Origin of the sequence: Streptomyces sp. NPDC020996, assembly GCF_040641355.1 — a bacterium.
GTDB lineage: Bacteria > Actinomycetota > Actinomycetes > Streptomycetales > Streptomycetaceae > Streptomyces.
The window spans coordinates 21,881-31,295 of sequence record NZ_JBFADM010000081.1 but is presented as its reverse complement, the minus strand read 5'-3'; the positions used below and the strand labels follow the sequence as shown (position 1 = coordinate 31,295).

Below are 9,415 nucleotides of genomic sequence, written 5' to 3'. Positions count from 1 at the left end.
GTGCTGCGACGGCCCGGATGCGCCCTCCCGCCGTCCGCGGGCGCGGGTGCTGCGACGGCCCGGATGCGCCCTCCCGCCGTCCGCGGGCGCGGGTGCTGCGACGGCCCGGATGCGCCCTCCCGCCGTCCGCGGGCGCGGGTGGTGCGGTTTCACCGGTGTGGGCGGGTGCGGGTGGCGGGATGGTTCGGGGGGCGCTTCAGTAGTTCACGTGGACTTCATTTGGCGGGGTGGATGAGGTGGAGTAGGGCGCTTTTGACGTGTGCATGATTTATGGCACCGCCATTCCTGTCCCCCTCCGGGAGGTAGATGTGTCCGGCAGTTTCGTGTTCCGACGCAGCCGTGCCGCGCTCGCGTCGTTCGGCCTCACCGCGGCGGCCGCCGGTCTGTGGGCCGGTCTCGGCGGCTCGTCGTCCGCCGCGACCGGCGTGCCGGCCCCGGACCACGTCGTGGTCGTGGTCTTCGAGAACCACGCCTACAGCCAGGTGATCGGCTCCTCCAGCGCCCCGTACATCAACTCGCTGAAGTCCGGCGGCGCCAACCTCACCCAGGCGTACGCCGAGACGCACCCGAGCCAGCCCAACTACTACGCGATGTTCTCGGGCTCCACCCAGGGCGTCACGGATGACAGCTGCGTCACGCCGGGCTTCTCGTCGGCCGCCAACCTGGCCTCCGAGGTGATCGCCGCGGGCGGCACCTGGGCCAGTTACAACGAGTCGCTGCCGAGCCAGGGCTCGACGACGTGCAGCAGCGGGAACTACGCCCAGAAACACAACCCGTGGTTCGGCTTCAGCAACGTGCCGACGTCGAGCGCCAAGACGCTGGCGCAGTTCCCGGCCGACTACTCGACGCTGCCCGACGTGTCGTACGTGATCCCGAACCTGTGCAGCGACATGCACGACTGTTCGGTGTCGACCGGTGACACCTGGCTGAAGAACAACCTCGGCGCCTACGCCACGTGGGCCAAGACGCACAACAGTCTCCTGGTCGTCACCTTCGACGAGGACAACCGGCTCAGCGGCAACCGCATCCCGACGGTGCTGTACGGGCAGCCGGTGGCCGCGGGATCGTCGACCTCCACCACGTACAACCACTACGACCTGCTGCGGACGCTGGAGGACTCGCAGGGGCTGAGCAGCCATGCGGGCAACGCGGCCTCCGCCAAGGACATCACGGGCATCTGGGCGTCCTGACATGTACGTAGCGGACAGCCGCGCGACGCCGGCGTCCGCGGACGGCGCCGTCCGGCCCCCGGCCGGGCGGCGCGTCGCGGTCGCCCCCACGGTCCTCGCGCTCGGCACGGTCAGCCTGATCACCGACGTGTCGTCGGAGATGGTGACGGCGGTGCTGCCGCTGTACCTGGTGGCGGGGCTGGGTCTGTCGCCGTTGGGATTCGGGCTGCTGGACGGCGTCTACAACGGGTTCTCGGCGCTGGTCCGGCTGGCCGGGGGCCACCTGGCCGACCGGGGCGGGGGCCGGCACAAGTGGGTGGCCGGGGTCGGGTACGGGGTCTCGGCTGTGTGCAAGCCGCTGTTGCTGGTGGTGCACTCGCTGACGCCGATCGGGCTGGTGCTGGCCGCCGACCGCACCGGCAAGGGGCTGCGCACCGCCCCGCGCGACGCCCTGATCTCGTTGGCGTCCACGCCGGAGACGCGGGGGCGGGCCTTCGGCGTGCACCGGGCCATGGACACGGCGGGTGCGCTGCTGGGGCCGCTGGCGGCGTTCTGGATCCTGCGGGCCACGGTGGACGGCTACGACGCCGTCTTCACGGTGAGCTTCTGCGTTGCCGCGGTGGGCGTGCTGGTGCTGGTGCTGTTCGTGCCGGGCGGGGCGCGGTCGGGACAGGTGTCCGAGCGGCCCACGCTGCGGGCGGCGGTGGGGCTGCTGCGGCGGCGCGAACTGCGGCGGCTCACGGTGTGTGCGGTGCTGCTGGGTCTGGCGACGGTCAGCGATGCGTTCGTCTATCTGTTGTTGCAGCGCCGTACGGGGGTCGCCGACCGGTGGTTCGCGCTGCTGCCGCTGGGGACGGCCGCCGCGTTCCTGCTGCTGGCGGTGCCGTTGGGGCGGCTGGCGGACCGGGCGGGGCGGTGGCGGGTGTTCCTGGCCGGGCACGGGGCGCTGCTGCTGGCGTACGGGCTGCTGCTCACGTCGTGGCACGGCGCCGCGATGCCGTACGCCGTCCTGGCGCTGCTCGGCGGTTTCTACGCCGCGACCGACGGCGTGCTGATGGCGGCGGCGTCGGACGGGGTTCCGGAGGAGCTGCGCTCGTCGGGGCTGGCGGTCGTGCAGACCGGGCAGGCGGTCGCCCGGTTCGCGTGCTCGCTGGGCTTCGGCGCGGCCTGGACGCTGTGGGGCGACCGTACGGCGCTGCTGGCGTCGACGGCGGCGCTGGCGGTGTGCGCGGCCGTGTCCGTGACCGTGCTGAGGAAGGGCTGTGCGTCATGACCGCTCGCAATCGCGTCGTCGTCCTGTTGTCGGCCGTGGTGGTGCTGGCGGCGGTCGCGGTGGCGTCCGTGCTGCACGCGTCGGCGCGTGCGGAGCGCCGGGACCAGGCACGGGCGGGCGGGCCGCGGGTGACCTCCGGGAAGGTCGTCCTGAACGCGCCGGGCCGGCTGGTCTTCCGCAACATGGCCTGGGGTCCGCACCGCGACGAGCTGACCACGGTCGCGGCCTCGGATCCGTCCGGCCCCAGGATCGCATCGGGCGTCAAGTGCCTGCGCCTGCACGCCGCCGCGGGCACGGGCGTGTGCCTGCAGGCGGTGCACGGCGCGGTCTCGGACACCTACCGGGCCCTCGTCCTGGACGCGCGTCTGCGGGTGAGGGCCCGTTACGACGTCCCCGGCATCCCCTCCCGGGCCCGTGTCTCGCCGAGCGGCCACCTGGCCACGTGGACCGCGTTCGTCGGCGGCGACTCGTACGCGGGGACGGACTTCTCGACGCGGGCGGCGATCGTGGACGTGCGCACGGGGAAGCTGATCCCGTCCCTGGAGGCGTTCCGGATCGTGAGGGACGGGCACCGCTACCGCTCGTCGGACGTGAACTTCTGGGGCGTGACGTTCGCCGCGGACGACCGCACGTTCTACGCGACGCTGGCGACGAAGGGGCGCACCTACCTGGTCCGCGGCGACCTGCGCACCCGCACCGTCACCACCCTGCGCGCGAACGTCGAATGCCCGTCCCTCTCCCCCGACGGCACCCGCGTCGCGTTCAAGAAGCGGGTCCCTGGCCTGCCGAAGGACGCCCCGTGGCGCCTGTACGTCCTCGACCTGCGCACGATGCGCGAGACGCCGCTGGCAGAACCCCGCAGCGTCGACGACCAGGCTCTCTGGCAGAACACCGACACCCTCGTCTACGCCCTCCCGGGCGACTACGGAGCCGACCTGTACGAAGTCCCGGCGGACGGCACGGGCAAGCCGCGACGCATCAGCACGGCGGCGGTTTCTCCGGCGTACCTCTGACCGACTTCGCCAAACACTCAGCCGTGTCGGGAATACGGCGATCAGGCGACTCGAAGGGGGACCGCGATGCCCACCACCGCACACGGCCGCAGGCCGGAACCGAAGGCACGCTGGCAGCACCGGCGAGCGGCAAGGGCGTGCAGATCATGCCGGTGGACGTGGAGCTCACCGCGCGGCAGGCGGCCGACGTCCGCAATGTCTCCCGCCCCTACCTCATCGGGCTGCTCGACGACGAGACCTTCAGCGCATGGGATCGACCGGGCCGACGGTCCGTGACCGTCGGCCCCATCCGCTGAATCAGCGGGAAACCCGTGCTGGGCTGTGGCTACAGCACCGGCAGCAGGTTCTTGAGCTCGAAGGCCGTGACCTCGGAGCGGTACGCCTCCCATTCCTGGCGCTTGTTGCGGAGGAAGAAGTCGAAGACGTGTTCGCCGAGGGTCTCGGCGACCAGGTCGCTGCGTTCCATCAGGGAGAGGGCCTCGCCGAGGTTCTGCGGGAGGGGTTCGATGCCCATCGCGCGGCGTTCGGCGTCGGAGAGGGCCCAGACGTCGTCCTCGGCGCCCGGCGGGAGCTCGTAGCCCTCCTCGATGCCCTTCAGGCCCGCGGCCAGCAGGACGGCGTACGCCAGGTAGGGGTTGGCGCCGGAGTCCAGGGAGCGGACCTCCACGCGCGCGGAGCCGGTCTTGCCGGGCTTGTACATCGGCACGCGGACCAGGGCGGAGCGGTTGTTGTGGCCCCAGCAGATGTAGGAGGGGGCCTCTCCGCCGGCGCCGGCGGTGCGTTCGGAGCCGCCCCAGATGCGCTTGTAGGAGTTCACCCACTGGTTGGTGACCGCGGAGGTCTCCGCCGCGTGCCGCAGCAGGCCCGCGATGAAGGAGCGGCCGACCTTGGAGAGCTGGTACTCGGCGCCCGACTCGTAGAAGGCGTTGCGGTCGCCCTCGAAGAGGGAGAGGTGCGTGTGCATGCCGGAGCCGGGGTGCTCGGAGAACGGCTTCGGCATGAACGTCGCCTGCACGCCCTGCTCCAGCGCCACCTGCTTCATCACCAGGCGGAAGGTCATGAGGTTGTCCGCCGTGGAGAGCGCGTCGGCGTAGCGCAGGTCGATCTCCTGCTGGCCGGGGGCGCCCTCGTGGTGGGAGAACTCCACCGAGATGCCCATCGACTCCAGCATGGTGATCGCCTGGCGGCGGAAGTCCATGCCGATGTTCTGCGGGGTGTGGTCGAAGTAGCCGGAGTTGTCGGCCGGGGTCGGGCGGGAGCCGTCCACCGGCTTGTCCTTCAGCAGGAAGAACTCGATCTCCGGGTGGGTGTAGAAGGTGAAGCCCAGGTCGGAGGTGCGGGCGAGGGCGCGCTTGAGGACGTAGCGCGGGTCCGCGAAGGACGGCGAGCCGTCCGGCATCAGGATGTCGCAGAACATGCGGGCGGTGCCGGGGGCCTCGGCGCGCCAGGGCAGGATCTGGAAGGTCGACGGGTCCGGCTTGGCGATCATGTCGGACTCGTAGACCCGGGCGAAGCCCTCGATCGCCGAGCCGTCGAAGCCGATGCCCTCGTCGAAGGCCTGCTCCAGTTCGGCGGGGGCCACGGCCACGGACTTCAGGAAGCCCAGCACGTCCGTGAACCACAGGCGTACGAACCGGATGTCGCGCTCCTCCAACGTCCGGAGCACGAACTCCTGCTGCTTGTCCATCTTGCGCTTCCCCATCCTTGCTGGTCAGGCCGTTCGTCTCCCCGCCACGGGAGGCGGTCGGGCACCTGAGCATCCCACCACAACAGCATTTCATGCGCGTTGCCGCCCATGATCGGCCGTCCGACCCCGGCCTGAACGCCTCGCGTACGGCAGGTGTACGGCTGCGACGCTCCAACGCCCATCTTGCCTGTTCGCGCGGACATCCGTAATGGCCGGTTGTGCGCGTGCGTGAGCCACGCCACGTCCGCTTAATTTGCATCTCAAATGCAAGTTTTACTAGCGTGATCTATCAGTTGAGACCCGAGGAGCCACCATGCTGTCCGAACAGTCCGCCGCCACCGTCCGCGCCACCCTCCCCGCCGTGGGCGCGCACCTGGACGAGATCACCGAGCGCTTCTACGCCGGCATGTTCGCCGCCCGGCCCGAACTGCTGCGCGACCTCTTCAACCGCGGCAACCAGGCGGCCGGCACCCAGCGCCAGGCACTGGCCGGTTCCATCGCCGCCTTCGCGACGCACCTGCTGGACCACCCGGACCGCCGGCCGGACGCGATGCTGTCCCGCATCGCCCACAAACACGCCTCGCTCGGCGTCACGCCGGACCAGTACGCGATCGTCCACGAGCACCTCTTCGCCGCCATCGCCGGCGTCCTCGGCGAGGCCGTCACGCCCGAGGTGGCCGCCGCCTGGGACGAGGTCTATTGGCTGATGGCGAACGCGCTGGTCGCGATCGAGAAGCGGCTGTACGAGGAGGCCGGCGACCCCGACTGGCGGCAGTGGGAGGTCGTCGAGCGCGCGACGGAGACCGCCGACGTCGTCACCTTCCGGCTGCGCCCGGTGGACGGCGGTCCGGTGCCCGGCTTCCGGGCGGGCCAGTACGTCTCGGTACGCGTCGAGCTGCCGGACGGCGCCCGCCAGATACGCCAGTACAGCCTCACCGGGGCGCCCGGCTCGACGGAGCGGCAGATCAGCGTCAAGCGGGTGAACGGGGACGGCTCGGCGCCCGACGGCGAGGTCTCCCACCACCTCCACACGCACGCGCGTGTGGGCAGCGTCCTGGAGCTGTCCGCCCCCTACGGCGACCTCGTCCTGGACGACGCCGCGGACACGCCCCTGCTGCTGGCGTCCGCCGGCATCGGCGTGACCCCGATCGTCGCGATGCTGGCCCAGCTCGCGGAGACCGGCCACCGCGCCCCGGTCACCGTCGTGCACGGCGACCGCTCCCCCGCCGCGCACGCCCTGCGCGCCGACCACGCCGCCTACGCGAGCAAGCTCGCGGAGGCGTCGGTCCACTTCTGGTACGAGGCGGACGCCGGCGAGTCCGGCCGCACCGGCCTGGTCGACCTCGCGGACGTGGACGTGCCCGCCGGCACGCGCGCGTACCTGTGCGGCCCGCTGCCCTTCATGCGCACGGTGCGGACCCAGCTGATCGAGAAGGGCGTGGCGCCGGCCGACATCCACTACGAGGTGTTCGGGCCGGACCTGTGGCTGGCGCAGGAGGGCCAGGCGTAACGGGGACATTCGGCGGTTCAGGGAGCCGCCCTGCCGATCTGCAGCAGCATCGGGCCGGCGGGGGCGGCGACCATGTCCGCGATGGTGAGCGGGTCCAGCGAGGCGAAGAACGCCTCCTGGGCCCGCTTCAGCGCGCCGCGCAGCCGGCAGTCGGAGCTCAGCGGGCAGGGCGTGGCGCCCTCGCACTCGACGACCTCGGTGACGCCCTCGAAGGTGCGCACCACACCTCCCACGGACGCCGTGCGGCCCTTCTCGGTGAGCGCGAGCCCGCCGCCCCGGCCGCGGCGGGCGTCGACCAGGCCCAGGCGCTGCAATTCGGCCACGACCTTCGCGACGTGCGTGTAAGGAGCCGACACCACGGACGCGACGTCCCGGGTGGTGGGGATCGCGGCGGCATCCGCCACGGCCAGCTGCATGAGCACACGCAGAGCCAGGTCGGTGGATCGCAACAGCCGCATACCAGCAGAGTAGGTAATACGCATCCGCGGTACAAATTTTCCGGGGACCCACTCCGCCCCGTATCGATCCGGTCTTTCCCCGGCGCCTCCGGTCTGCCGCCCGGTGCGCGCCATTACGATCAGCGGACCGGACCGGTCCCCTTTCCCCAGAAGGACACCCCATGGGCTCGAAGACCACCAGCGCGGCACGCAAGGCGCGCATAGAGGAGATGCGGCGCGCGGAACGGTCTCGCGAGCGGCGGAACCGGATACTCGTCGTCGCGGCCGGTGTGGTGGCCGTGGCCGGTCTCGTCGTCGGCGGGGTCTTCGTCGTCCGGTCGCAGTCGGACGACTCCGGCGGGGCGTCGTCCGACGCGAAGGGCTCGGGTGACGCCGGTCACTTCGTGACCGGCAAGGACGGCGTGCGCACCTGGTCGGGCAAGCTCTCCCGGACGCACGTCGGCACGTCGGTGGCCTACCCCATGCACCCCCCGGTGGGCGGCAACCACAACCCGGTGTGGCTCAACTGCAACGGCAACGTCTACACCGAGCCGGTGCAGGACGTGAACGCCGTGCACTCGCTGGAGCACGGCGCGGTGTGGGTGACGTACACCGACAAGGCCGCCAAGAGCGACGTCGCCGCGCTCGCGGCGAAGGTGAAGAAGACGCCGTACACCCTGATGAGCCCGTACCCGAAGCAGGCGGCGCCGCTGATGCTGTCGGCGTGGGGCCACCAGCTCACCGTCAAGAGCGCCGACGACCCGGCGGTGGACAAGTTCTTCGCCGCCTACGTGCAGGGCAAGCAGACGCCCGAGCCGGGTGCCTCGTGCACCGGCGGGAGGATGAAGTGAGGCACGTCGGCTGGATCGCGGGCGCCGCCGCGGCGGCGCTCGTCGCGGCCGGTGCGATCACGTACGCGGTCGCGGACGACGACGGCGGCGGCAAGGTGCCGGCCGCCGACTCCGCGGACGCCGGTTTCGCACGGGACATGGCGGTCCATCACCAGCAGGCCGTGGAGATGTCGTACATCGTGCGCGACCGCACCAAGGACACGGAGGTGCGGCGGCTCGCCTACGACATCGCGCAGACGCAGGCCAACCAGCGCGGCATGCTGCTGGGCTGGCTGGACCTGTGGGGGCTGCCGAAGGTGTCGGCCGACGCGCCGATGACCTGGATGGGCATGGGTGACATGACCTCCGGCTCCGGCGACGGCGCGCTGATGCCGGGCATGGCCACCGACACCGAGATGAAGAAGCTCGGCACGCTCAGCGGCAGGCAGGCGGAGGTCTACTACCTGCAGTTGATGACGGACCATCACAAGGGCGGCGTCCACATGGCCGAGGGCTGCGCGGCCAAGTGCACGGTCGGCGTGGAGAAGCGGCTGGCCCAGGGCATGGTCGAGGCACAGGAGTCGGAGATCGCCCTCATGGCGGACATGCTCAAGGAGCGGGGCGCGAAGCCCAGGCCGTAGCGGCGCGATGCCCGGGCCGTAGGCAGCGTGGGGCCCCATGCTGCCTGCCACCGCAGCCGGTTCAGCTGTCCGGATGTGCGTGGTTCTCGGTGAGCAGGGTCGCCAGCCCGTCGAGGAGACGTTCGAGGCCGAAGGCGAAGCGGTCGTCCATCGACGGGGTGGTGAGGTCGCCGGCCAGGGCGACAAGGTTCGGGAACGTCGTCTGCGGCAGTCCGCGCAGCCGGTCGGCCGCCGCCCGGGCGACTTCGGAACGGCTGGCGCCCTCGGTCTCGGACGCGGAGATGGGTGACTGCTCCTGGAGCACGAAGCCCTGGACGAAGGCGCCGAGAAGGTAGTTGGCCAGGGCGGCGTCGGCGTCGGCGAATCCGGCTTCACGCAGCCGGTCCAACTGGTCCTCCATGAGACGCAGCAGGTTCGGGCCCAGAGCGAGCCGCCCCGCGACGACCTTGGCGGAGTCGCGTTTGCCGAGCAGGTGGCGCCGGTAGCGCAGCGAGTACTCGCGGAGCTGCTCCCGCCAGTCGCCCTGCCTGGGCGGCGGCTCGGCATCGGCCATGAGTTCGTCGGCGAGCAGGTCCAGCAGCTGTTCCTTGTTGCGGACGTGCCAGTACAGGGAGGCTGCCTTCACTCCCAGTTCGGCGGCGACCTTGCGCATCGACAGCCCGCCGACGCCCTCACGTTCCAGCACTCGCAGGGCCGCCGCGAGGAGCGACTGGCGGGTCAGTCCCGGCTGCGCGGCGCCCTCGGCCGCACCGCTGTCTCGTACCACCGGCCACCCTCCGTCGAAAAACCCGGTTTGCAATCTAACACCGTTAGGGGCACGCTGTCGGCTCCGGGTATCGACTAACACCGTTAGGG

Annotated in this window: 10 protein-coding genes; 7 read left to right on the top strand and 3 right to left on the bottom strand. The window is 71.2% G+C overall.

All coding sequences use genetic code 11. From position 1 onward, the window contains the following. Window positions 1-308: 308 nt before the first annotated feature. Genes AB0G63_RS35175 through AB0G63_RS35160 form a run of 4 tightly spaced genes read left to right on the top strand, consistent with a single transcriptional unit; the run spans window position 309 to window position 3,751 of the window. Complete coding sequence (locus tag AB0G63_RS35175) at window positions 309-1,190, top strand: alkaline phosphatase family protein (protein WP_360758813.1); 882 nt, start codon at window positions 309-311, stop codon at window positions 1,188-1,190. Between the two features lies 1 nt (window position 1,191). Then, complete coding sequence (locus AB0G63_RS35170) at window positions 1,192-2,442, top strand: MFS transporter (protein WP_360758811.1); 1,251 nt, start codon at window positions 1,192-1,194, stop codon at window positions 2,440-2,442. Next, on the top strand, window positions 2,439-3,455 hold the full coding sequence (locus AB0G63_RS35165; RefSeq protein ID WP_360758810.1) for a TolB-like translocation protein: 1,017 nt from the start codon (window positions 2,439-2,441) through the stop codon (window positions 3,453-3,455). The genes AB0G63_RS35170 and AB0G63_RS35165 overlap by 4 nt, the downstream gene beginning before the upstream one ends. Before the next feature lie 23 nt (window positions 3,456-3,478). Beyond that, window positions 3,479-3,751 (top strand): hypothetical protein, encoded by a 273-nt coding sequence (locus tag AB0G63_RS35160; RefSeq protein WP_360758808.1) that lies wholly within the window; start codon window positions 3,479-3,481, stop codon window positions 3,749-3,751. 29 nt (window positions 3,752-3,780) lie between these two features. Here the strand turns inward: AB0G63_RS35160 and glnA are convergent, their stop codons facing one another. Continuing rightward, window positions 3,781-5,142 (bottom strand): type I glutamate--ammonia ligase, encoded by a 1,362-nt coding sequence (gene glnA, locus AB0G63_RS35155; protein ID WP_324784541.1) that lies wholly within the window; start codon window positions 5,140-5,142, stop codon window positions 3,781-3,783. A gap of 313 nt (window positions 5,143-5,455) precedes the next feature. Here glnA and AB0G63_RS35150 point away from each other — a divergent pair, with 313 nt between their 5' ends. Continuing rightward, window positions 5,456-6,652, top strand: coding sequence for a globin domain-containing protein (locus tag AB0G63_RS35150; protein ID WP_360758805.1), 1,197 nt, complete (start codon window positions 5,456-5,458; stop codon window positions 6,650-6,652). Between the two features lie 17 nt (window positions 6,653-6,669). Here the strand turns inward: AB0G63_RS35150 and AB0G63_RS35145 are convergent, their stop codons facing one another. Continuing rightward, a complete protein-coding gene (locus AB0G63_RS35145) occupies window positions 6,670-7,110 on the bottom strand; it encodes an Rrf2 family transcriptional regulator (RefSeq protein ID WP_360758803.1) in 441 nt (146 codons plus the stop codon). A gap of 161 nt (window positions 7,111-7,271) precedes the next feature. Between AB0G63_RS35145 and AB0G63_RS35140 the strand changes: the two genes are divergently transcribed. Together AB0G63_RS35140 and AB0G63_RS35135 are read left to right on the top strand one after the other, a co-directional pair. Next, on the top strand, window positions 7,272-7,940 hold the full coding sequence (locus AB0G63_RS35140; RefSeq protein ID WP_360758801.1) for a DUF3105 domain-containing protein: 669 nt from the start codon (window positions 7,272-7,274) through the stop codon (window positions 7,938-7,940). Continuing rightward, a complete protein-coding gene (locus AB0G63_RS35135; RefSeq protein WP_360758799.1) occupies window positions 7,937-8,560 on the top strand; it encodes a DUF305 domain-containing protein in 624 nt (207 codons plus the stop codon). Before AB0G63_RS35140 ends, AB0G63_RS35135 begins: the two co-directional genes overlap by 4 nt. Before the next feature lie 61 nt (window positions 8,561-8,621). On the opposite strand, the gene AB0G63_RS35130 is transcribed toward AB0G63_RS35135, so the two are convergent. After that, window positions 8,622-9,326 (bottom strand): TetR/AcrR family transcriptional regulator C-terminal domain-containing protein, encoded by a 705-nt coding sequence (locus tag AB0G63_RS35130; RefSeq protein ID WP_360758797.1) that lies wholly within the window; start codon window positions 9,324-9,326, stop codon window positions 8,622-8,624. Window positions 9,327-9,415: the final 89 nt, after the last annotated feature.

What these genes read in the sequence shown, in the direction of transcription:
- AB0G63_RS35150 (WP_360758805.1), top strand. Translation starts at nt 5,456, where the DNA reads ATGCTGTCCGAACAGTCCGCCGCCACCGTCCGCGCCACCCTCCCCGCC.
- AB0G63_RS35145 (WP_360758803.1), bottom strand. Translation starts at nt 7,110, where the DNA reads ATGCGGCTGTTGCGATCCACCGACCTGGCTCTGCGTGTGCTCATGCAG.
- glnA (WP_324784541.1), bottom strand. Translation starts at nt 5,142, where the DNA reads ATGGACAAGCAGCAGGAGTTCGTGCTCCGGACGTTGGAGGAGCGCGAC.
- AB0G63_RS35170 (WP_360758811.1), top strand. Translation starts at nt 1,192, where the DNA reads ATGTACGTAGCGGACAGCCGCGCGACGCCGGCGTCCGCGGACGGCGCC.
- AB0G63_RS35165 (WP_360758810.1), top strand. Translation starts at nt 2,439, where the DNA reads ATGACCGCTCGCAATCGCGTCGTCGTCCTGTTGTCGGCCGTGGTGGTG.
- AB0G63_RS35140 (WP_360758801.1), top strand. Translation starts at nt 7,272, where the DNA reads ATGGGCTCGAAGACCACCAGCGCGGCACGCAAGGCGCGCATAGAGGAG.